Origin of the sequence: Proteus sp. fly-1013 (genome assembly GCF_040140245.1) — a bacterium.
In the GTDB taxonomy this organism is placed as follows: Bacteria; Pseudomonadota; Gammaproteobacteria; order Enterobacterales; family Enterobacteriaceae; genus Proteus; species Proteus mirabilis_B.
Window position 1 is genome coordinate 198812 of the sequence record NZ_JBEEWD010000001.1, and the last position, 21659, is coordinate 220470.

Annotated in this window: 20 protein-coding genes; 8 read left to right on the forward strand and 12 right to left on the reverse strand. The window is 37.3% G+C overall.

The features are described from left to right. Positions 1–129: 129 nt before the first annotated feature. Entirely contained in the window at positions 130–2157 is a 2028-nt protein-coding gene (gene metG / locus ABN236_RS00910; protein ID WP_088493346.1) for a methionine--tRNA ligase, read from the reverse strand. 204 nt (positions 2158–2361) lie between these two features. Here metG and apbC point away from each other — a divergent pair, with 204 nt between their 5' ends. The 5 genes from apbC to dcuC all read left to right on the forward strand — a co-directional run bounded on the left by apbC (position 2362) and on the right by dcuC (position 8603). Then, positions 2362–3474: an iron-sulfur cluster carrier protein ApbC gene (gene apbC / locus ABN236_RS00915; protein WP_075672537.1), complete on the forward strand. Its 1113-nt coding sequence runs from the start codon at positions 2362–2364 to the stop codon at positions 3472–3474. Between the two features lie 220 nt (positions 3475–3694). Next, positions 3695–4336: a uridine kinase gene (gene udk, locus ABN236_RS00920; RefSeq protein WP_023581260.1), complete on the forward strand. Its 642-nt coding sequence runs from the start codon at positions 3695–3697 to the stop codon at positions 4334–4336. Positions 4337–4403: 67 nt separating this feature from the next. Continuing rightward, entirely contained in the window at positions 4404–4985 is a 582-nt protein-coding gene (gene dcd / locus ABN236_RS00925; RefSeq protein ID WP_006537532.1) for a dCTP deaminase, read from the forward strand. Positions 4986–5031: 46 nt separating this feature from the next. Continuing rightward, the gene (asmA, locus tag ABN236_RS00930) at positions 5032–6966 is read left to right on the forward strand and encodes an outer membrane assembly protein AsmA (RefSeq protein ID WP_349473172.1); all 1935 of its coding nucleotides are present in this window, start codon (positions 5032–5034) and stop codon (positions 6964–6966) included. Between the two features lie 275 nt (positions 6967–7241). Beyond that, positions 7242–8603 carry an anaerobic C4-dicarboxylate transporter DcuC gene (dcuC, locus tag ABN236_RS00935; RefSeq protein ID WP_036912153.1) on the forward strand — a complete coding sequence of 454 codons (1362 nt, stop codon included), beginning with the start codon at positions 7242–7244 and terminating at the stop codon, positions 8601–8603. A gap of 113 nt (positions 8604–8716) precedes the next feature. Here dcuC and ABN236_RS00940 read toward each other — a convergent pair whose 3' ends face one another. Beyond that, positions 8717–9016, reverse strand: coding sequence for a hypothetical protein (locus tag ABN236_RS00940; RefSeq protein ID WP_349473173.1), 300 nt, complete (start codon positions 9014–9016; stop codon positions 8717–8719). Positions 9017–9092: 76 nt separating this feature from the next. After that, complete coding sequence (locus ABN236_RS00945; protein ID WP_088493342.1) at positions 9093–10673, reverse strand: TerC family protein; 1581 nt, start codon at positions 10671–10673, stop codon at positions 9093–9095. Between the two features lie 244 nt (positions 10674–10917). Here ABN236_RS00945 and gnd point away from each other — a divergent pair, with 244 nt between their 5' ends. Further along, complete coding sequence (gene gnd, locus ABN236_RS00950; protein WP_349473174.1) at positions 10918–12324, forward strand: NADP-dependent phosphogluconate dehydrogenase; 1407 nt, start codon at positions 10918–10920, stop codon at positions 12322–12324. Between the two features lie 134 nt (positions 12325–12458). Here the strand turns inward: gnd and ABN236_RS00955 are convergent, their stop codons facing one another. Continuing rightward, positions 12459–12827, reverse strand: a complete 369-nt coding sequence (locus tag ABN236_RS00955) for a winged helix-turn-helix transcriptional regulator (RefSeq protein WP_349473175.1) — start codon at positions 12825–12827, stop codon at positions 12459–12461. 98 nt (positions 12828–12925) lie between these two features. On the opposite strand from ABN236_RS00955, the gene nfsB reads away from it, so the two are divergent. After that, entirely contained in the window at positions 12926–13579 is a 654-nt protein-coding gene (gene nfsB, locus ABN236_RS00960; RefSeq protein ID WP_088493341.1) for an oxygen-insensitive NAD(P)H nitroreductase, read from the forward strand. A gap of 108 nt (positions 13580–13687) precedes the next feature. Here nfsB and ABN236_RS00965 read toward each other — a convergent pair whose 3' ends face one another. From ABN236_RS00965 to ABN236_RS00975, 3 genes are all read right to left on the reverse strand, one after another. Beyond that, entirely contained in the window at positions 13688–14467 is a 780-nt protein-coding gene (locus ABN236_RS00965) for an alpha/beta fold hydrolase (protein ID WP_349473176.1), read from the reverse strand. A gap of 163 nt (positions 14468–14630) precedes the next feature. Continuing rightward, the gene (locus ABN236_RS00970) at positions 14631–15983 is read right to left on the reverse strand and encodes a dicarboxylate/amino acid:cation symporter (RefSeq protein WP_193775118.1); all 1353 of its coding nucleotides are present in this window, start codon (positions 15981–15983) and stop codon (positions 14631–14633) included. Between the two features lie 647 nt (positions 15984–16630). Beyond that, a complete protein-coding gene (locus ABN236_RS00975; RefSeq protein WP_088493340.1) occupies positions 16631–17128 on the reverse strand; it encodes a YbaK/prolyl-tRNA synthetase associated domain-containing protein in 498 nt (165 codons plus the stop codon). 313 nt (positions 17129–17441) lie between these two features. Here ABN236_RS00975 and yiaY point away from each other — a divergent pair, with 313 nt between their 5' ends. Then, complete coding sequence (gene yiaY, locus ABN236_RS00980) at positions 17442–18593, forward strand: L-threonine dehydrogenase (RefSeq protein WP_088493339.1); 1152 nt, start codon at positions 17442–17444, stop codon at positions 18591–18593. Positions 18594–18737: 144 nt separating this feature from the next. Here the strand turns inward: yiaY and nadS are convergent, their stop codons facing one another. The 5 genes from nadS to hisA form a co-directional block, all read right to left on the reverse strand. Further along, positions 18738–19040, reverse strand: a complete 303-nt coding sequence (nadS, locus tag ABN236_RS00985) for a NadS family protein (protein ID WP_088493338.1) — start codon at positions 19038–19040, stop codon at positions 18738–18740. A 37-nt stretch (positions 19041–19077) separates the two neighbouring features. Then, on the reverse strand, positions 19078–19401 hold the full coding sequence (locus ABN236_RS00990; RefSeq protein WP_088493337.1) for a type II toxin-antitoxin system RelE/ParE family toxin: 324 nt from the start codon (positions 19399–19401) through the stop codon (positions 19078–19080). Positions 19402–19547: 146 nt separating this feature from the next. Beyond that, the gene (hisIE, locus tag ABN236_RS00995; protein ID WP_193775117.1) at positions 19548–20165 is read right to left on the reverse strand and encodes a bifunctional phosphoribosyl-AMP cyclohydrolase/phosphoribosyl-ATP diphosphatase HisIE; all 618 of its coding nucleotides are present in this window, start codon (positions 20163–20165) and stop codon (positions 19548–19550) included. Continuing rightward, positions 20165–20938, reverse strand: a complete 774-nt coding sequence (gene hisF, locus ABN236_RS01000; RefSeq protein WP_023581269.1) for an imidazole glycerol phosphate synthase subunit HisF — start codon at positions 20936–20938, stop codon at positions 20165–20167. Before hisF ends, hisIE begins: the two co-directional genes overlap by 1 nt. Next, entirely contained in the window at positions 20920–21657 is a 738-nt protein-coding gene (gene hisA / locus ABN236_RS01005; RefSeq protein WP_088493335.1) for a 1-(5-phosphoribosyl)-5-[(5-phosphoribosylamino)methylideneamino]imidazole-4-carboxamide isomerase, read from the reverse strand. The genes hisF and hisA overlap by 19 nt, the downstream gene beginning before the upstream one ends. Positions 21658–21659 lie beyond the last annotated feature (2 nt).

Genomic DNA, 21659 nt, shown 5'->3' on the forward strand with positions numbered 1-21659 from the left:
AGTGTCCCAAATCAACTAACAGAATTATCATACACCGATTTTGAAAGTGTGCTATGGATCACAATAAAAAAAGAGCGGGGTTCTAATAGAACCCCGCCATTTATTTACTTGGCAAATGAATCTTGGTTGTTATTTCACTTGCTGACCCGGTTTTGCACCAGAATCTGGGCTGAGTAAGAAGATATCTTTATCGCCAGGGCCTGCTGCCATTACCATGCCTTCTGAAATACCAAAACGCATTTTACGAGGTGCTAAGTTTGCCACCATTACCGTTAAGCGACCTTCTAACACTTTAGGATCTGGGTATGCAGTACGAATACCTGAGAATACTTGGCGAGTTTCGCCACCTAAGTCCAAAATTAATTTCAGCAGTTTGTCTGAACCTTCAACAAAATCGGCTTGTTTAATTTCAGCGATACGCATATCGATTTTCGCAAAATCATCAAAGTTGATGGTTTCTTGGATCGGTGAATCTGCTAATGGACCCGTCACTTCTTTTACCGGTGCAATGGTGCTTTTTGAGGCTTCAACCATTGCATTGGCTTTATCCATCTCAATACGGTTAAACAACGCTTTGAATTTAGTGATCTCTTGGCCTAACAGCGGTTGCTCAAGTGCATCCCATGTTAATTGGGTTTGTAAAAATGCTTCTGAGCGCTCTGTCAGTGAAGGTAATACAGGTTTCAGATAAGTCATCAGTACGCGGAATAAGTTGATCCCCATAGTACAGATTGCTTGTAACTGAGCATCTTGACCTTCTTGTTTTGCCACTACCCAAGGCGCTTTTTCGTCGATATAGCGGTTAGCTTCGTCTGCTAATGCCATAATTTCACGAACAGCTTTACCAAACTCACGATTTTCAAATGACTGGGCGATGGTTTCTTTCATATCAACAAAGTGTTGATAAAGTTTAGCATCATCTAAAGAATCAGCTAATTTGCCATCAAAACGCTTGCTGATAAAACCAGCTGTACGTGATGCAAGGTTAACCACTTTATTAACAATGTCGCTGTTTACACGTTGAACAAAGTCTTCTAAGTTTAGGTCAATATCATCAATGCGTGATGAAAGTTTTGCTGCATAGTAATAACGCAGGCAATCCGCATCAAAATGGTCAAGATAAGCGCGAGCAGTAATAAAGGTGCCACGAGATTTTGACATCTTCGCACCATTTACTGTGACATAACCATGAACAAATAAGTTTGTTGGTTTGCGATATTCGCTGCCTTCTAACATTGCTGGCCAGAATAAGCTGTGGAAATAGACGATATCTTTACCAATAAAGTGATACAGCTCAGTTTTGCTGTCTTTATTCCAGAACTCATCAAAACTTAAATCACCACGTTTTTCACATAAGTTTAAGAAAGAGCTCATGTAGCCAATTGGTGCATCTAACCATACATAGAAATATTTACCCGGTGCATCTGGAATTTCGAAACCGAAATAAGGTGCGTCACGAGTGATATCCCACTGTTGTAAACCGCTGTCGAACCACTCTTGCATTTTATTCGCAACTTGCTCTTGCAGTGCACCAGAGCGTATCCACTCTTGCAACATGTTGCTAAAAGCAGGTAAGTCGAAGAAATAGTGTTCAGTTTCACGCATAACAGGCGTTGAACCTGATACGACAGAGCGTGGATTAATTAATTCTGTTGGGCTGTAAGTTGAGCCACAAACTTCACAGTTATCACCATATTGGTCTTGCGCTTTACATTTAGGGCAAGTGCCTTTTACAAAGCGGTCAGGCAAAAACATGCCTTTTTCTTCATCATAAAGCTGAGAAATAGTTTTGCTTTTGATGTGACCATTCTTTTTCAGTGCAAGATAAATTTTAGTCGATAATTGGCGACTTTCTTCACTGTGTGTAGAGTGATAATTGTCATAACTGATATTGAAGCCAGCAAAATCCTGCTGATGCTCTTTGCTCATTTCTTCAATCATTGCTTCTGGCGTAATACCCAGTTGTTGAGCTTTCAGCATAATTGGGGTGCCGTGAGCATCGTCAGCGCAGATGAAATGAACTTCTTTGCCGCGCATTCGTTGATAACGGACCCAGATATCTGCCTGAATGTGCTCAAGGATATGACCGAGATGAATTGAACCGTTAGCATAAGGTAACGCGCAGGTTACCAGTAATTTATTCGCGACGTGAGACATAGTAAGGATCTTACTTCCATAAAATTAATAAAAGGGACTTTGATGTTAACCGATCCGTCATGATGTCGCTAGGGCAATAATCGAGTTTTTGCAAGAGAAATTTCAGTTGGCAAATTGAGGTAAGGCATTATCGTAGTCATCTACTATCTGATATGATAGATGCACTCATATATTTAATAAATAATGAAAACGAGAGGAGCCGGGATGAGTGATAAATCCCCCGAGCAGACCACCCCTGAGATTCTGAACGAAAAAGTTTCAGGTGTCTTGTCTACTTTTGAACACCCGACATTGAAACGTAATCTGCTTTCTCTAAAAGCATTACATCAATGTGCGATGATTGATGATGTTCTTCATATCGAATTAGTGATGCCATTTGTTTGGAAAAAACCTTTCCAAGTCCTAATCGAAGAAAAAACAGCTGAACTTCGCAACATTACTGGCGCGAAAGCCATTGAATGGAAACTCAAGCACAATATTTCAACCTTACGTCGCGCAAATGATCTGCCTGGTGTTAATGGTGTTCGTAATATTCTTGCAGTGAGCTCTGGTAAAGGTGGCGTAGGTAAATCAAGTACAGCAGTTAACCTTGCATTAGCACTCGCACAAGAAGGCGCTAAAGTAGGTATTCTTGATGCTGATATTTATGGTCCGTCTATTCCTAATATGTTGGGTACCACAATGGAGCGTCCAACGTCTCCTGATGGACAACATATGGCACCAATTATGGCTTATGGTTTAGCGTCTAACTCTATCGGTTATTTAGTCACTGATGATAATGCGATGGTATGGCGTGGTCCTATGGCGAGCAAAGCATTAATGCAAATGCTCCAAGATACGCTGTGGCCTGACTTGGATTATCTGGTTATCGATATGCCGCCGGGAACAGGTGATATTCAATTAACCTTATCTCAAAACATCCCAGTAACCGCTGCTGTTGTAGTAACAACACCACAAGATATTGCTCTGGTGGATGCGATGAAAGGGATCGTCATGTTTAAGAAAGTCAATGTGCCTGTATTAGGTATTATTGAAAACATGAGCGCACATATTTGTAGCAACTGTGGTCACCTTGAACCTATCTTTGGTACAGGTGGTGCGGCGAAATTGGCTGAGAAGTATCATTGCGAACTATTAGGTCAAGTTCCTCTTCATATCTCTTTACGTGAAGACTTAGACCGCGGACAACCAACAGTGATGCGTGATCCTGAAGGCGAGTTTGCTGATATTTATCGCGAAATCGCGTCAACAGTTTCAGCTCAAATGTATTGGGATGGCGATGCAATCCCAACGGAAATTTCTTTCCGCGCAGTGTAATTGCAGTGAAATAATACGTTGAATTATTTGCTGATTTAAATGGAGAGTCATTTGGCTTTCCATTTTTTACATGCGATTTCCGACTGTTTTTGATAAAAAACAAATAGATTTCTGGTTTTACGCTGGAACCAGAGTGATTTCAAAACTATAATCTGCGCTAGCGTAATATTTACATATTATTACGTTATCCCTCTTTTTATTTCAAACCAGGTTTTTGATTATGGCTGACACAGCACATCAGTGCACAATTGTAGGTATCGCTGGAGCCTCTGCTTCGGGTAAAAGTCTTATTGCAAGTACACTTTACCGCGAATTAAGAGCGCAAGTAGGTGATCATAATATCGGGGTGATACCAGAAGATTGTTATTATCGTGACCAAAGTGATTTAACGATGGAAGAACGATATAAGGTCAATTATGACCACCCAAATTCGATGGATCACGCACTTTTATATCAGCATTTGTGTGAACTTAAAGCAGGAAAAACCATCGAACTCCCTCAATATGACTACGTTGCTCACACTCGCAAAGCAGAATCCATTCCTTTTCAACCCAAAAAAGTTATTATCATTGAAGGCATCTTATTATTAACAGATAAACGCCTGCGTGAAGAGATGGATTTCTCTATCTTTGTTGATACGCCGTTAGATATTTGCTTAATGCGTAGAATTAAGCGTGATGTGAATGAACGTGGACGTAGCTTAGACTCAGTCATTGAACAATATAATAAAACCGTTCGTCCTATGTTCTTCCAGTTTATTGAACCTTCTAAACAATATGCCGATATTATTGTCCCTAGAGGGGGTAAAAACCGCGTTGCGATTGATATTCTGAAAGCAAAAATTGGTCAGTTCTGCGAATAATAGGTTCATTTGTGGGCAGCTTTCATGCATGATGAAACTGCCTGTTTAATTTGAAGAAGGAAATAAAATGCGATTATGCGACCGTGATATTATTCAGTGGCTGGATGAAGGTAAATTAGTCATTGAACCCCGCCCGCCCGTCGAGCGAATTAACGGCGCAACAGCAGATGTTTGCTTAGGAAACCAATTTCGTGTTTTCCAAGGCCATACTGCAGCTTATATTGATTTAAGTGGTCCTAAGGCTGAAGTGAACGCTGCGCTAGAGCGTGTAATGAGTGATGAAATTGTTTTACCTGAAGGTGAGGCATTTTTCTTACATCCTGGTGAATTAGCGTTGGCTGTAACACTTGAATCAGTCACCTTGCCTGATAATGTTGTTGGATGGTTAGATGGACGCTCATCATTAGCTCGTTTAGGTTTAATGGTGCATGTTACCGCTCATCGTATTGATCCCGGCTGGCATGGACAAATCGTATTAGAATTTTTTAATTCAGGTAAACTCCCTCTTGCATTAAGACCGGGTATGGTTATTGGCGCATTAAGCTTTGAACCGATGTCTGGTTCTGCTGATAGACCTTATAACCGTCGTCAAGATGCAAAATATAAAAATCAACAAGGTGCGGTTGGTAGTCGGATTAGTGAAGATTAACTATCTTTATAATCATCATTATCATGTTCACTAAGCGGGTAATTATATGAAAAGGTTTTTGACAACACTGGCTATTTTGCTTGTGGTTATTTTGGCAGGTTTAACAGCACTAGTTTTACTCATTAACCCAAATGATTTCCGTGGATACCTTGTTGAAAGAGTAGAAAAACAAAGCGGTTATAAACTCACATTACAAGATGATATGCGTTGGCATGTATGGCCAAAGTTAAGCATTATTAGTGGTAAAATGTCATTGACAGCTCCCGGTGCTGAAATGCCTTTAATTACAGCCGATAATATGCGTCTTGATGTTGAGTTATTACCGCTACTTTCTCATCAACTTGAAGTAAAAGAAGTCATGCTTAAAGGTGCCGTAGTTCGCCAAACACCTGAAAGCAAAGCTATTCCTAAAATATCACCACCTTCTACGCCTCGAGATATTTCTCGACCAGTCATCGAGCCTAGAGCCAATAATTGGCAATTGAATATCGCCAAAGTAAAAATTTCAGACAGCTTAATTATTTGGCAAATGAAAGACGGCGAGCAGCTTAATTTACGCGATATTAATTTATCGTTGAAAACAGACGAGAAAAAACAAGTTAGTCTTGAGATGAGCACGAAAGTGAATCGTGACCGTCGTGAGATCACACTAAATGTTGCCGCTAATGCGGATATGAACAGCTATCCTTACCGAATTGCAGGTAATATCACACAGTTAGATTATGCTTTATCAGGAATAGGTATCCCTGAAAATGGCATAGCAGGAAGTTTAACTTCAGATTTTACTATCCAAAATGAGGGCGTGAGAAAAGTTTCACTTGATAACTTAAATCTCACTGCTAATGATAGCCAACTGCAAGGTAATATCAGTGCAGAATTTTCAGGTAAAACACGTTATCAAGTTGACTTAAAAGGTGAACAATTAAATTTAAATACGTTGTTACCAGAGTTAGCTGAGGCTAAAACAACGGAAACCACATTATTGACCCCTAAAGATAATAAGACGCCATCATCGTTTTCATTATTTAATACTGCACATGCAGCACCAGCGCCAAATGCCACAATTATGGCAAAGCCAGTTATTACTTCAGTGACTATTGAAAATAAAGAATATGATTTAACGCATTGGGGTGATATTGAATTTACGCTGAAATTGGCATTGAATAAGCTGCTTTATAAAGAGTTAGAGATTAATAATTTTAAACTTGATGCTCTAAATAATCCTAATTCGCTAAATATTCAAACCTTGACAGGACGAGTCCTTCAAGGTGATTTCTCACTTCCAACAGTTATCTCTACAAGCATTGTGCCAGCACATATCAGCATGGATGTCACAATGAACAATATTCCATTACAGCCACTATTGCGTGTGTTTAATCAACCTGAAAATTTCAGTGGATTAATTTCGGCAAAAGGGAATTTAGAAGGTGCAGGATATAACCGAAAAGCCTTTTATAATTATTGGCAAGGTACGCTCAATACATCTGTTAGCCAATTTAAAATGCAGGGATTAAATGTACCGCAGGTTATTCAGCAATCAGTTGCTCAAGCTACTGATAAAGTCATTTATCCTGAAGATATCGAAAGCTATACCCAAGCAGATTATGTGATTGCCCAATTTAAGTTAGCGCCAAAAGGGAAAGTCACCGTTAATTCACTTGATGCTCAAGCAGATGCCTATCAAATTAAAGGGCAGGGCAAAGTGGATCTTCAACGCCATGATCTTGATGTGATGTTACTTGTTAATATCAAAAAAGGTTGGGGTAAAGAAAACGAATTTATCCGTCAATTAGCTAAAATTGAAATTCCATTAAGGCTTTATGGTGATTGGAATGCGATTCAATATGAACTTAATATTGAAAAATTACTGCGTGATCAATTACAGCAAAAAGCCAAGCAAGCTATCGATAATTGGTTAAATAAACAAGATGCTGAAAGCCCAGAAGTAAAAGCACTTAATCAGCTATTGAAGAAAATCTAATTTCACGATTTTTAACTTCATCACATTCTTAATAAAAGCACACTATTTTGATAATTGTGTGCTTTTTGCTTTATATCTATCATTTAATTTATGTTTTGAATGAAAAGTAAGCATTCGTGCTATGTATATGTAAAAAAATAGTCGTTTTTTTTGATATATGTCATACACTGCAACGTTGCCTTTGGGCAGAGTGTGTCAATCGCACTAAACGCAAAAATGATGATAAAAATAAAAAACTTCATTTTATAAATGACTACTTTAGACAGGATAAATAAATGATTGAAATTCTTATCGGCGCCTTCGTTGCTGTAGGTGTTGGACGTTATATTGTAAAAGGCTATTCACCAACAGGTGTCTTAATGACGGGTGGTCTGTTATTACTGATCATCAGCGTTATTATGGGAAGAGCTGTTTTACCTGCAAGCGCAACTGCGACAGGTTATGGTTTAATTGATATTGTTGAGTATGTGAAAAATCTACTAATGAGCCGTGGTGGCGATTTAGGTATGATGATCATGATACTTTGTGGTTTTGCTTCTTATATGACACACATCGGTGCTAATGATGTTGTTGTTAAATTAGCATCACGCCCACTAAAAATGATTAACTCACCCTATCTTCTGATGGTTGCGGCTTACATTGTTGCATGTTTGATGTCACTGGCTGTTTCATCCGCAACAGGTTTAGGTGTGTTATTAATGGCAACGCTGTTCCCTGTCATGGTGAATATGGGAATTAGTCGCGGTGCCGCTGCTGCAATTTGTGCGTCTCCAGCCTCAATTATTTTAGCGCCAACATCAGGTGATGTTATTTTAGCCGCTGAAGCGTCTCAAATGCCGCTGATTGATTTCGCATTTAAAACCACATTACCTATCTCTATTGCTGCAATTATTGGTATGTGTATTGCTCACTTCTTCTGGCAACGTTATCTTGACCGTAAAGAGCACATTGAAACTGAAATGTTAGACGTGAATGAGATCAAAACTCACGCACCAAGTTTCTATGCGATTTTACCTTTTACGCCAATCATTGGTGTTCTCGTTTTTGATGGTAAATGGTTACCAGAGCTCCATATTGTTGCCATTATTATTATCTGTATGATTTTAGCGGCTGTGATCGAATTTATTCGTAGCTTTAGTGCAAAACAAGTTTTTGAAGGTTTAGAAGTTGCTTACCGCGGTATGGCAGATGCATTTGCTCAAGTTGTTATGTTATTAGTCGCAGCAGGGGTATTTGCTCAAGGTTTAACAACGGTTGGCTTTATTAATGCATTAATCGAAGGTGCTCAGTCATTAGGTTCAGGTGCGATTGTGATGATGATTGCACTGGTATTAATTACCATGTTAGCGGCAATGACCACAGGCTCTGGTAACGCACCATTCTATGCATTCGTTGAATTAATTCCTCGTTTAGCAAGCAATATGGGGGTTAACCCAGCTTATTTAACTATTCCAATGTTACAAGCTTCAAACTTAGGCCGTACATTATCACCGGTTTCTGGTGTTGTGGTTGCGGTATCAGGTATGGCAAAAATTTCACCATTTGAAGTGATGAAACGTGTTTCTGTCCCTGTATTAGTTGGTCTTGTTATTGTTATTGTTGCTACTGAAATTCTTGTACCAAGTACATTGGGTTAATTTTTATTGTACTGAATTAATCTAGAATTATTGTTTTAAATTTTATTGGCGGGCTTTGTGATAAAACAAAGCCCGTTTTTTTATTTGTTTAAGAAAAATCGTATAAAAAATAATTAGTTAAACTGAATAAAAACATCTGCGACTTTTTTAGGGCCTTCATAAATTTCAAATTTTTCTAATTCTTCTAATAAATGATGAGGGGCATGTTCAACTAAAAACTGCATATTACCCTTACTTACCCAATGCTCTGACTCTTTCTGTGTGTGAGTGATTTCAATTGCAAGGCTCCAACTATTTGGTTCATAAGGTAGTTGAATGGTTGGATAATAAAAACCACTCAAAGGGGGTGGTGATTGCCTTCCTCCTTCAATAGAGGTTAACCAAACGATTTTAACGCTGACATTGGTATGCATATTATTTTCCAGTAGACACAATCTTCAGATAAAAAATATCCGCCATAAAGGCGGATATTTTGCTATTTGACAGAGATTACGCTTCGTCAACGTTTTCTTCGTCTTCAGGTGTCGGTTCTACAATACGTACTTTATTAATTCGATGGTTATTCACTTCTAATGGCTCAAACTCAATACCATCAATCAAGATTTTTTCACCAACGGTTGGTACGCGTTGTAAGTGTTCCATTAATAAGCCCGCTAAGGTTTCATACTCACGTTTTTCATCCAATTTGATTGGAATATAAAGCACTAAGTCTTCAAGTGGTGTAAAGCCGTTAACTGTCCATGAACCATCTTCATTTTGAACCAAGTCGTGACGAGAATCGTTTTCTTCAGAACTGACTGGTAAGTTACCTGCGATGGTTTCCATAACGTCAGTCAGTGTCACGACGCCTTCTACTGAACCAAATTCATCTACAACAAAGGCGAAGTGAGTGTGAGCACTACGGAACTGTTCTAACGCTTGTAGTAAAGATAAACCTTCAGGGAAGATCAACGGTTGTGTGACCAGTAAACGTAAGTTTAGAGGTTCATTACGCAATTGTTGATTCAACAATTGAATAATATTAACCACACCAACAGGTTCATCACTGTGTTGTTCATCAGTAATCACTAAGCGAGAGTGGGGGTCCTTTTCCAATAATTGGCGGATATCATCTTGTGTTGAATTTAAGTCTACATATTCAACATCATGGCGAGACGTCATGATACTGTTCACATTACGTTGGCTTAAACCAAGCACACGCACAATCATTTGGCGTTCTTGTGGATCAAATACCTCTTCAGCATTAGAGACTAAATCAGATGTGTGATGATCTAATTCGGATGATTCAGGCTTACCATTAATAATACGTAATACCGCTTCAGCTGTTCGTTCACGTAAAGAACGAGAAGCTGATAAGAATCGGCGACGGTTAAATTGTGCTAACTGATTAAAGACTTCTATCATGATAGAGAAGCCAATCGCTGCATACAGGTAACCTTTTGGAATGGCGTAACCAAAGCCTTCGGCAACTAATGCAAAACCAATCATCAGCAAGAAGCTTAAACACAAGATAACAATGGTTGGGTGGTTATTGACGAAGTTTGTTAAAGGCTTACTTGCAAGGATCATCAAGAACATTGCAATAGTGACAGCCGCAATCATAACGCCTAAATGATCAACCATACCCACAGCGGTTATCACTGAGTCAAGCGAGAATACCGCATCCAGTACGATAATTTGTGCAACGACAGACCAAAAGCTGGTCGTTTTACGTTGTTTCCCTTCGTTGTGATCTTTACCTTCTAGCCGTTCATTAAGCTCCATAGTGGCTTTGAACAGCAAGAATATCCCTCCGAGCAGCATAATTAAGTCTCTTGCACTGAAAGGATGATCAAACAGTGTAATAAGAGGTTTTGTCAGAGTGATAAGCCAAGAGAGGCTAAATAACAACACAACTCGCATAACAAGGGCACACAATAAGCCAGTTATACGTGCTTTATCTCTTAGTTTCGCTGGGAGTTTGTCTGCCAGAATAGCAATGAAAACAAGGTTATCAATACCAAGTACGATTTCGAGAACAATTAGGGTGGAAAGTCCTACCCAGATCGTCGGATCCAAGATCCATTCCATACAGTTTGTTTTACCTTCTATAAAGACGGCATATGCCGACTTGGGAATAATGAGCAATTTGAAGGAAATTTTCAATAATTTATTATCGATCGCAGAGGAATAATTTCATTTTGTCTAAAAGATTGTGATACCAATTACATCAATAACTACCACCAAGTGAGAGAGTGAGTTACTATGTGATCAGGTTAACAAATTGTCAGTACATTGATACTGGCAGGTTTATTTTCAGACGGGAGTTATTTTCATGTCAAAACAGCAAATCGGCGTGGTTGGTATGGCAGTTATGGGACGTAACCTTGCGCTAAATATTGAAAGCCGTGGTTATTCTGTATCCATCTACAACCGCTCAAGCGATAAAACCAACGAAGTTATCGCTGAAAATCCAGGTAAAAAACTGGTTCCGAATTATTCTATTGAAGAGTTTGTTGATTCGTTAGAAAAACCGCGCCGTATTTTATTAATGGTAAAAGCGGGTGAAGCAACGGATAAAACAATTGCTGCATTGACACCGCATTTAGATAAAGGCGATATCCTTATCGATGGCGGAAATACTTTCTTTAAAGATACTATTCGTCGTAACCGTGAATTATCGGCTCAAGGTTTTAACTTTATTGGTACGGGTGTTTCTGGTGGTGAAGAAGGTGCGTTAAAAGGTCCTTCAATCATGCCAGGTGGACAAAAAGAAGCTTACGAATTAGTTGCTCCAATCCTTGAGAAAATTGCAGCTGTTGCTGAAGGTGAACCTTGTGTGACTTATATCGGTGCTGATGGTGCGGGTCACTATGTAAAAATGGTTCACAACGGTATCGAATATGGCGATATGCAACTGATTGCAGAAGCGTATTCAGTATTAAAACACTCTTTAGGTCTAACTAATGAAGAATTAGCAGAAACCTTTACCGAGTGGAATAAAGGCGAATTAAGTAGCTACCTGATTGAAATTACCGCTGATATTTTCCGTAAAAAAGATGACGAAGGTAAATACCTTGTTGATGTTATTCTTGATGAAGCAGCAAATAAAGGTACAGGTAAATGGACTAGCCAAAGCTCTTTAGACTTAGGTGTACCCGTTACTCTTATCACTGAGTCTGTATTTGCACGTTATATCTCTTCATTAAAAGATCAACGTGTTGCTGCTTCTAAAGTGTTATCAGGCCCAACACCTAAAGCATTCTCTGGTGATAAAAAAGCCTTTATTGAAAATGTACGTCGCGCACTGTATTTAGGTAAAATTGTCTCTTATGCTCAAGGTTTCCAACAACTGAAAGCTGCATCAGACGAATATGACTGGGATTTAAACTACGGTGAAATCGCGAAGATTTTCCGTGCGGGTTGTATTATTCGCGCTCAATTCCTGCAAAAAATTACAGATGCTTATAACGAAGATGCAAGCATTGCAAATCTGCTGTTAGCACCATACTTCAAACAAATCGCTGATGATTACCAACAAGCTCTGCGTGATGTTGTTTGTTATGGCGTACAAGCAGGTATTCCAACTCCAACATTCTCTGCGGCTATTTCTTATTACGATAGCTATCGTGCAGAAGTGTTACCAGCAAACTTAATCCAAGCTCAACGTGACTATTTTGGTGCGCATACTTATAAACGTACTGATAAAGATGGCGTATTCCATACAGAGTGGATGGAATAAGTTTTTAAAACAATAAGTTAAAATCTTTTGAGGTGCTGGTAATACAGCACCTTTTTTTATTTAATAAAAACAAATATTCAATTACTTATATTGCAGAGTAGTTGTTGAAAAAGTAGTAGCATCACTCTTTAATGTTATTTTCTATTGGCAGATCTTTCTAATATAGGGATTGCTCTTTCTTCTCCCCAGCTTTGTAGTGCCGCTAAAACGTGAGAAAGTGATTCACCATCTTCACTTAGTTTATATTCAACTTTAGGCGGAATTTCAGCATACACTTTGCGCTCAATAAGTCCGTCAGATTCAAGTTCACGCAACTGTTTAGTCAGCATTCGAGGCGTTATTGAAATAAGTTTTCTTTTTAACTCATTAAATCGCAGTATTTTTCCCTGTAAATGGTAAAGGATCATACCTTTTCCTTTACCTCCCATTAGTTCTAAAGACGCTTCAACAGGGCATCCATCATAGGTATAGTCGTTATATCTATTCTTTTTGACAGTATCCATTTGTATCCTATATACATAAATTGTACGTACTTGCTAGATGGTAAATTATAATTAAAATGATCCCGATACAAGTGTCTTATTTGGAATAGGTGTAATAAATGAATTTATTAAAGATATTGAAAACACGTTATGCGACAAAACATTTTGATAAAAACAAAGTGATCCCTGAGCAAGAATTAGAACAAATTAAAGCATTATTACAACTAAGCCCATCAAGTGTGAACACTCAACCATGGCATTTTATCATCGCAAAAACTGATGATGCTAAGCAGAAAATTGCTGGCTCAACAGAGGGTGGATATGAGTTCAATAAAGAGAAAATATTAAGTGCTTCACATGTTGTGGTTATGTGTGCAAGAAATACATTGTCTGAAGAATATCTCTCTCATTTGCTTGAATTAGAAGATAAAGCAGGACGATATCCAGCAGCCGAATTTAAAGAGCAAAATAATCTTGCAAGATCATTTTTTGTTAATCTACATGAAAAACAACTTGGTGATTTATCTCATTGGATAGAGAAGCAGGTTTATTTAAATATGGGATCATTATTACTTGGAGCAGCAACGTTAGGAATAGATGCTCTTCCAATGGAAGGTTTTGATTTATCCAAAATAGATTCAACATTTTCTTTAAATGATAAAGGTCTTCATGCCGTGACAATTGTTGCATTAGGTTATAGAGAAGAAGATGATTTTAACTATAACTTACCAAAATCAAGATTGCCACAAAGTGAAATTATCACAGATATTTAGATTTTAAGTTTTTAATTTAAACCTCACTTAATTAAGTGAGGTTTTTTCATTATGGTTTTTATTTTATTTAATGATTATCGTCGTTTAATAAGCTCAGTAATATCTATTTTAACTATTTAGATTATTTAAAAAATCATTAAAAATATTAGCTAGCCATTGAGGTTTTTCTTCATGCACAACATGTGAAGTAAAGGGCACATTCAGTAATGAGGCTGATTCAATATTATCGACGATTTCTTGTGAGTGAGATAAAGAAACCAGCATATCATTATTACCACGGCAAACTAACACTGGGCAATGAATATTCTTAATTGTTTCATTAGGATAGCCAGTTGTACTTTGATCTAACCACATTGCTTTAACTTGATTAAATAGGCGTTCAAAATCAGGCTTGGAATTAATATCTTGGTAATATTCACATTCTTGAGGAAAATTGTGTCGCCAATATTCAGGCGTAATTTCTTGATAGATCTCTTTAGCAGGATCATCATCCGTTAATTGCCAACTGGCACCAATCGTGATGACTTTATCAATTGTGGAGATGTTTTTAGCCGCTAAACGTAAAGCAACAATCCCACCATCACTATGTCCAATCAGGGCACATTTTTTGAGTTCAAAAGTTTTAATCACGGTTTCTACATCAGACTGTAATTGCTGATAGGTTAATGAAATATCACCTAATGTGGATTTGCCGTGTCCTCTAGAATCTATAGCAATAAGGTAGTAACTCTTTAAATAATCAACTAAAGGGTTAAACGAAGTTAAATTTCCCATTCCTCCATGCAATAAAATCACAGGGTAATTTTTAGGATCACCAAGTGTTTCAATATAAATTTCAGCATTATCAATAAGAAGGGATTTACCTTGTTGATGATCGAAATGTGTCATAGTTGAAGTCCTTATATCTTCTATAACACTTATTCTAGCTTATCTTAATGACAGTATTTGTCAGTAGGGAATAAATACTGTTATTTTTATCGTTATTGCTTAAGAAGAAGAGAGCATTTAAATACTCTCTTTTTATTGATATTTTAATTAAGAAATATAAAAACTATTGTTCAGATGCTTTTATATAATGTGTTTTTTCATTTATTTTATCTGATGTAAAATCAATATCTAAGTGAGCCTCTTCGGATATTTTTCCACTAAAAACATCATTCATTCTTTGTTTATCTAATGCATTTTCCCAGCGAGCGACAACAATACAGGCGCAAGCATTACCGACAAGATTGGTTAATGCGCGACACTCTGACATAAAACGGTCGATACCTAGGATTAGCGCCATACCTGCGACAGGAACGCTAGGCACAACCGATAATGTTGCCGCTAGAGTAATAAAACCAGCACCAGTGACACCTGCTGCGCCTTTTGAGCTAATCATGGCAACAAAGAGTAATGTAATTTGTTCTGTTAATGACAAATCAACGCCCGTTGCTTGTGCAATAAACAGGGCTGCCATGGTCATATAAATATTAGTACCGTCTAAATTAAAGGAGTAACCAGTTGGAATAACTAAACCGACGACGGATTTTTTACATCCTAGTTTCTCCATTTTACTCATTAATGTAGGTAGTGCGGCTTCAGATGAAGAAGTACCTAACACTAACCAAAGTTCATCTTTTATGTATTTAATTAAAGAGAGAATAGAAAAACCATTATATTTAGCAACCGCGCCCAAAACGACTAATACGAAAAGTAATGCTGTTAAATAAAAAGTAATTACCAACAACATTAAATTTCCAATGGAAGAAATACCATATTTACCTATCGTAAAAGCCATTGCACCAAAGGCACCAATAGGCGCTAACTTCATTAGCATACCAACCATCTTAAAGACAGGTTCACAAAGATGCTGTAAGAATTTTAATACAGGCTCGCCTCGTGAACCTATTGATGCTAACGCCAGACCAAAAACGACAGAAACAAACAGCACTTGTAAGATATTACCGTTAACTAATGGGCTAACGATAGTATCAGGGATGATATTCATAAAAAAATCAACAAGAGAAGAGCTGTGCGCCTGAGTGACATACATTTCTACTCGGCTACTGTCTAATGATTCAGGAGAGATATTTAAACCATCACCAGGGCGAATAATATTGGCAGTGATTAATCCAATAACCAATGCAATTGTAGAAAATGTGAGAAAGTAAATCATTGATTTACCGGCTACTTTTCCGACGGCCTTCATGTTGCTCATACCAGCAATGCCTGTTACTACGGTTAGAAAGATAACAGGTGCGATGATCATTTTTACTATTTTGATAAATCCATCACCCAAAGGTTTGAATGACTCACCAATATCAGGGTAAAAATGCCCTAATAGAATACCGAAAATGATAGCAATAATAACTTGGATATATAACACACGATAAAAGGGGAGCTTGCGGGATGAAGTCTGCATAAAAATTCCCTGTAACTGAAAGATATTGACTAAATAAAAGAGAAGTTATGATGTAAATTATTATTTACATTTATTTTGTTGTGACAGGTAACTTAAAGGTATGCGTAAATCAGGTCAATAAAATAAAGTTGATTTTATCAAATATTGTGCTCTTCATCTAAAAAATTAGATTTAATTTCAATTTATCGCCATTTGTGAGATTTATTTTTCTTAAATCAATAAGTTAATGAAATTATAATTTGTTTTAATTTATTGTATTTCTTTAAAATCATGTGTATTTAGTTTTTCTTTTTGGTAAATAAAATGATTTAAATGTAAAAAATATGGATAAGGAGAAGTAGAGGGGGAATTGACTTTCAATTATTTGTTTTTATTGTATTTATTATTAAGGGAAAAATGAATCACTGATAAACCCTTCAATATAAATAAACTCTAACCAACAAACAAATAAGCATTCAGAAAGAACAATAATAAAGGCGAGTATTGCGGGAAACTCGGAAGTATCTCTTATCGATGAATTGGATAAATCATAGAAGTAAGTAAAGGACAATCAATGAAAAAAGACACAATAATAACGGTCATGATAACAATTACCCTTAGCTGAATTATGGCTAGGGTAATTGTTAAAAATAAATCAGTTATTTTTATTACTCGCTTTCTTCATCTCGAATAAAAGAGATTAATTCAGGTTGTGCAATACGTTTGTAATCTTGCGTATTAAGAATAATTGAACGCTCTAATGTACCTGCATTAAAAGCTAATTCATCAAAACGTTCAAAAAGTAGTGGGTCAGCGACAAGCTTCAGTGCAGGATGAAAACTAAAAGGTGGGATTGCACCAAATACGCATTGAGTAAGATCATCTACTTCTTTAGGGCTTGCTAGAGAAGCTCTTGTTCCACCAATTTGGTGAGCGAGTTTTGATAGATCAGCTTGTTTATCGGCGGGTAGTATTGCAAGAACATGTTGTTTAATGCCGTTACCTTTTATATGACAAACAAGTCCTTTTGCTCCCTGTCCTAATTGTGTTCCTCTGATTTTTGCAACTTCTTCAGAACGACCTGCGGTAGGGTGTTCCATAACACGGTAAGTAGCGTGGTTATTATCTAATAAAGCAGTAAGTTGCTCAAAAATAGTCAAAGACATCAATGACTCCTGATTTAATAAGTTATTTCTTTGAGGTCATTATACGACTTTAAAAAAAATATTCTGCTGTGATGTTTACGGCTGGTTTTGATTATTTTGATAAGCTTTTCAAATTATTTTGTTACAAATGATAATATGTTAATAGTATTATCCTATTGAATTAATAGGGTAATTGGGCTTCTTTATTTAATTACCTGTAATAACATGATAAACAAATTGATATTTATTCATTATTTTGATGATGATCAATTTAAGAACAAAAAGAATAGAACATATTAAAACGTAGATTTAATTACTAAAAAGGAAGTCAATAATGGCAGTTTCAACATTCTATATCCCTTCTGTAAATAAAATTGGTGCTGGTTGCCTTGCTGATGCTGTAAGTTCAATGAAAGACTTCGGTTTTCATAAAGCGTTGATCGTCACTGATAGCATTTTAAATCAACTGGGTGTTGTTGATAAAGTCAGTAAGTTACTGACAGAAGCTGGTATTTCTAGCGTAACTTATGATGGTACTGCACCTAACCCTACAGTTGAAAACGTAGAAGCGGGTTTAGCTCTGCTGAAAGAAAATCAATGTGACTGTGTAATTTCTTTAGGTGGTGGTTCTCCACATGACTGCGCGAAAGGCATCGCGTTAGTAGCTTCGAATGGTGGAAAAATTGCAGATTATGAAGGTGTTGATCGTTCAGCCAAACCTCAATTACCACTAATTTCAATTAATACCACAGCAGGTACAGCTTCAGAAATGACACGTTTTTGTATCATCACAGATACTGCGCGTCATATCAAAATGGCTATCGTTGATAAAAACGTCACCCCAATCTTATCTGTAAATGACTCAGAATTAATGATTGGTATGCCAAAAGGTTTAACCGCTGCAACAGGTATGGATGCATTAACTCATGCTGTTGAAGCGTATGTTTCAATTGCTGCAAATCCAATTACTGATGCGTGTGCATTAAAAGCAGTTACTATGATCAGCGAGTCTTTACGTAAAGTTGTTGATAATGGTGGTGATGCACAAGCTCGTGAAAATATGGCTTACGCTCAGTTCTTAGCAGGTATGGCATTTAATAATGCTTCTTTAGGTTATGTGCATGCTATGGCTCACCAATTAGGTGGTTTCTATAACTTACCTCATGGTGTGTGTAATGCGGTTTTATTACCACATGTTCAAGCTTATAACATTCAAGCAGCTGCGGGTCGTTTAAAAGATATCGCACAAGCAATGGGTGTTGATGTTTCTGCAATGAGCGATGAGCAAGGTGCTAAAGCATGTATCGAAGAAATTCGTAAAATGGCTAAAGATGTTGGTATTCCAGCAGGTCTGAAAGAATTAGGCGTGAAAGAAGAAGACTTCAAAACATTAGCTGAAAATGCGCTGAAAGATGCTTGTGCGATCACTAACCCAGTCCAGGGTTCTGAAAGTGATGTTATCGAGTTATTCCGCCAAGCAATGTAATGTGTAAGGAATAAATGACAACTAATACTTGTTATTTTATCTCTTAATAAAGTAATAAAAAAGCACCTCAAAATTTATGATTGAGGTGCTTTTTTATCTATATATTTATTTTTATCTATATATTTATTTTTACGTATATGTTTTTTATATATGTATTGTTTGTAGTACATTGATTATGCTGGGTTGTTTTTCAATAAGGTAAAGTATTTTTAGTGCAATGCCTGAGGGCGTTCTGCGTTTTTGTTCCCAACTACGAATTAGGTCAACACTTAATCCAATAGCATCCGCAAATTCTTGTTGTTTCATTCCACTATGTTTACGTATCGCTTTCACATCTGGTAGTTCTATGCGATGGACATTTTCATTGGCAGGGGATATTTCACCATTTTCAATGGCAACCATCTCTTCCATGCTGCTAACGAGATCATCAAATAGTTTTTTATCCATTATATGTTTCCATTAAAGGTAATAAATTATTTAATTATTATTTTAATTTATCACTTAAAGATTTTAGAATGTTTTTTTCTTGAGCACTTAGGTTGTCTTTACTATTTTTAGGATAGATAAGAAGCAAATATAATCTTCCTGTGATCGTTCTTGTATAATAAATAATCCTAACTCCACCACTTTTCCCGCTCCCCGCTCGATACCAGCGTATCTTTTTGCAACCACCAGTATGGGCAATGGTGTCTCCATTTTCATAATTTTCTAACATATAAGTTTGAAGTGATCTAAATTCATCATCATCCATGAGCTTTTTTCTGTCTCTGCTGAAAACCATTGTTTCAATAAACTCTAAATAGTTCATCTAGGTTCCATCCATTGATCCTATCATAATAGTACTCAGTACTAAAAACAAACTTATATTAGTACTATGTACTAAATTTAATGTATAAAAAAAGACTAAGTTTAAGAATAAAACTCAGTCTTTAGAGTGTGTTAATTACCTAGAAATCACTCTGCTTTTTTATGGCGCTCTTGAAGGCAACCTATTACATCAGAGAGTGATAATGATTGATCTTGTAATAGCACCATTAAGTGATAGAGCAAATCAGAGGCTTCATTTTTTAGCTCTTCTCTGTCATTAACAGTGGCAGCCAACGCGGTTTCTACACCTTCTTCTCCCACTTTTTGGGCTATACGCTTTGTACCACTGGCATAAAGGCGGGCAGTATAAGAGCTATCTGGTGAGGCATTTTTGCGTTCACGTAATAAATTCTCAAGCTCATAGAGAAATCCCCATTGGCTCTGTGCTGGAGCAAAACAACTTTCAGTGCCGTTATGGCAAGTTGGGCCAATAGGATTAGCTAAAATAAGTAAAGTATCGTTATCACAGTCAGGATAAATATTGACTAATTTTAGGAAGTTGCCTGAAGTTTCACCTTTTGTCCATAAACGCTGTTTAGTGCGTGAATAGAAGGTAACATTCCCACTTTCTAGAGTGACATTTAATGCTTCTTTGTTCATATAGCCTAGCATTAATACATCACCTGAAATGGCATTTTGGATAACCACAGGCATGAGATTATCGACTTTTTCCCAATCTAATTGCGCGACTTTTGCACTATTCATTATATTCTTACCTTAACGTCATTCTTTGCAAGATACTGTTTTAGTTCGTTGATATTAATTATTTGTTTATGAAAAACAGAGGCTGCAAGAGCGCCATCAACATTGGCTAATTTAAATGCATCAAGAAAGTGTGACATTTCGCCTGCTCCTCCTGATGCGATAATAGGAACATCTGCAACTTGACGTACTAGAGCAAGTTGTTTTAGGTCATAGCCTTGTCTCACGCCGTCTTGGTTCATCATATTTAAAACAATTTCACCGGCACCAAGTTGCTGAACTTCGCGTACCCAATCAAGGGTTTTCCAGTGCGTTTGTTGTGTACGTTTTTCATCGCCTGTGAATTGATAAACTAAATATTCTCCTGTTTTTTCATCGAACCAAGTGTCAATACCCACAACAACACACTGTACACCGTAGCGATCTGCTAAACGAGATATCAGTGAAGGATCGGAAAGTGCAGGGGAGTTAATCGAAATTTTATCTGCACCAAATGAGAGAATTTTCCCCGCATCTTCAACAGAGCGAATACCACCCGCAACACAAAAAGGAATATCAATCACTTCAGCGACACGCGATACCCAGCTTTTATCAACAACACGACCATCAGAAGATGCTGTAATATCATAAAATACCAGTTCATCAGCGCCTTCTTTGGCATAGCGCTCAGCGAGAGGAACAATATCACCAATGATTTCATGATTACGAAATTGAACACCTTTAACAACTTGTCCATCTCGAACATCAAGACAAGGAATTATGCGTTTTGCCAACATGATATCGCCTCTTTTAATGTAAATTTGCCTTCTAATAATGCTCTACCAACAATAATACCGGCAACACCTGATGCTGGAAGATCTGCGATATCTTGTAAATCACCAATACCGCCCGACGCTTGGAATAAAATATCGGGGAAACGCTGGCTAATTTCTTTATACAGTTCGACGTTAGAACCCGCTAATGTGCCGTCACGAGAAATATCAGTACACAGCACATGCTTTAAACCCACACTTTGATAAAGCTCGATGATATCTTCAAGTGTATAGGATGAGTTTTCTTGCCAACCGCTGACAGCTACCCATTTTTTACCTTGTTTATCAATACGAACATCGAGGGCTAACACAATGGCATCTGCGCCATAGCGCTCAAACCATGTTTTTACCATTTCAGGTTGGCTGACTGCGGTTGAGCCAATAACAACTCGGCTTGCTCCTGCATCGAGTAGCGATTTCACATCATCTTCTGTGCGAATGCCTCCACCCACTTGTACTGGTACATTGACACAAGCAACAAGCTCTTTTAGTAGTGAAATTTGGCGAGCAGAAGGATCTTTTGCACCTGTTAAATCCACTAAGTGAAGTAATTTTGCGCCATCTTTTTCATATTGTTGGTAGCGAGTCAGCGGATTATCATCATAATCACGCTGTTTTGCATAATCACCCTGATGTAAACGAACTACTTTTCCATCAATTAAATCTAATGCTGGAATAATCATAA

Excerpts from the sequence above, each read along its gene's own strand:
- metG (WP_088493346.1), bottom strand. The coding sequence starts at position 2,157 with ATGTCTCACGTCGCGAATAAATTACTGGTAACCTGCGCGTTACCTTAT.
- apbC (WP_075672537.1), top strand. The coding sequence starts at position 2,362 with ATGAGTGATAAATCCCCCGAGCAGACCACCCCTGAGATTCTGAACGAA.
- udk (WP_023581260.1), top strand. The coding sequence starts at position 3,695 with ATGGCTGACACAGCACATCAGTGCACAATTGTAGGTATCGCTGGAGCC.
- dcd (WP_006537532.1), top strand. The coding sequence starts at position 4,404 with ATGCGATTATGCGACCGTGATATTATTCAGTGGCTGGATGAAGGTAAA.
- asmA (WP_349473172.1), top strand. The coding sequence starts at position 5,032 with ATGAAAAGGTTTTTGACAACACTGGCTATTTTGCTTGTGGTTATTTTG.
- dcuC (WP_036912153.1), top strand. The coding sequence starts at position 7,242 with ATGATTGAAATTCTTATCGGCGCCTTCGTTGCTGTAGGTGTTGGACGT.
- ABN236_RS00940 (WP_349473173.1), bottom strand. The coding sequence starts at position 9,016 with ATGCATACCAATGTCAGCGTTAAAATCGTTTGGTTAACCTCTATTGAA.
- ABN236_RS00945 (WP_088493342.1), bottom strand. The coding sequence starts at position 10,673 with ATGGAATGGATCTTGGATCCGACGATCTGGGTAGGACTTTCCACCCTA.
- gnd (WP_349473174.1), top strand. The coding sequence starts at position 10,918 with ATGTCAAAACAGCAAATCGGCGTGGTTGGTATGGCAGTTATGGGACGT.
- ABN236_RS00955 (WP_349473175.1), bottom strand. The coding sequence starts at position 12,827 with ATGGATACTGTCAAAAAGAATAGATATAACGACTATACCTATGATGGA.
- nfsB (WP_088493341.1), top strand. The coding sequence starts at position 12,926 with ATGAATTTATTAAAGATATTGAAAACACGTTATGCGACAAAACATTTT.
- ABN236_RS00965 (WP_349473176.1), bottom strand. The coding sequence starts at position 14,467 with ATGACACATTTCGATCATCAACAAGGTAAATCCCTTCTTATTGATAAT.
- ABN236_RS00970 (WP_193775118.1), bottom strand. The coding sequence starts at position 15,983 with ATGCAGACTTCATCCCGCAAGCTCCCCTTTTATCGTGTGTTATATATC.
- ABN236_RS00975 (WP_088493340.1), bottom strand. The coding sequence starts at position 17,128 with ATGTCTTTGACTATTTTTGAGCAACTTACTGCTTTATTAGATAATAAC.
- yiaY (WP_088493339.1), top strand. The coding sequence starts at position 17,442 with ATGGCAGTTTCAACATTCTATATCCCTTCTGTAAATAAAATTGGTGCT.
- nadS (WP_088493338.1), bottom strand. The coding sequence starts at position 19,040 with ATGGATAAAAAACTATTTGATGATCTCGTTAGCAGCATGGAAGAGATG.
- ABN236_RS00990 (WP_088493337.1), bottom strand. The coding sequence starts at position 19,401 with ATGAACTATTTAGAGTTTATTGAAACAATGGTTTTCAGCAGAGACAGA.
- hisIE (WP_193775117.1), bottom strand. The coding sequence starts at position 20,165 with ATGAATAGTGCAAAAGTCGCGCAATTAGATTGGGAAAAAGTCGATAAT.
- hisF (WP_023581269.1), bottom strand. The coding sequence starts at position 20,938 with ATGTTGGCAAAACGCATAATTCCTTGTCTTGATGTTCGAGATGGACAA.
- hisA (WP_088493335.1), bottom strand. The coding sequence starts at position 21,657 with ATGATTATTCCAGCATTAGATTTAATTGATGGAAAAGTAGTTCGTTTA.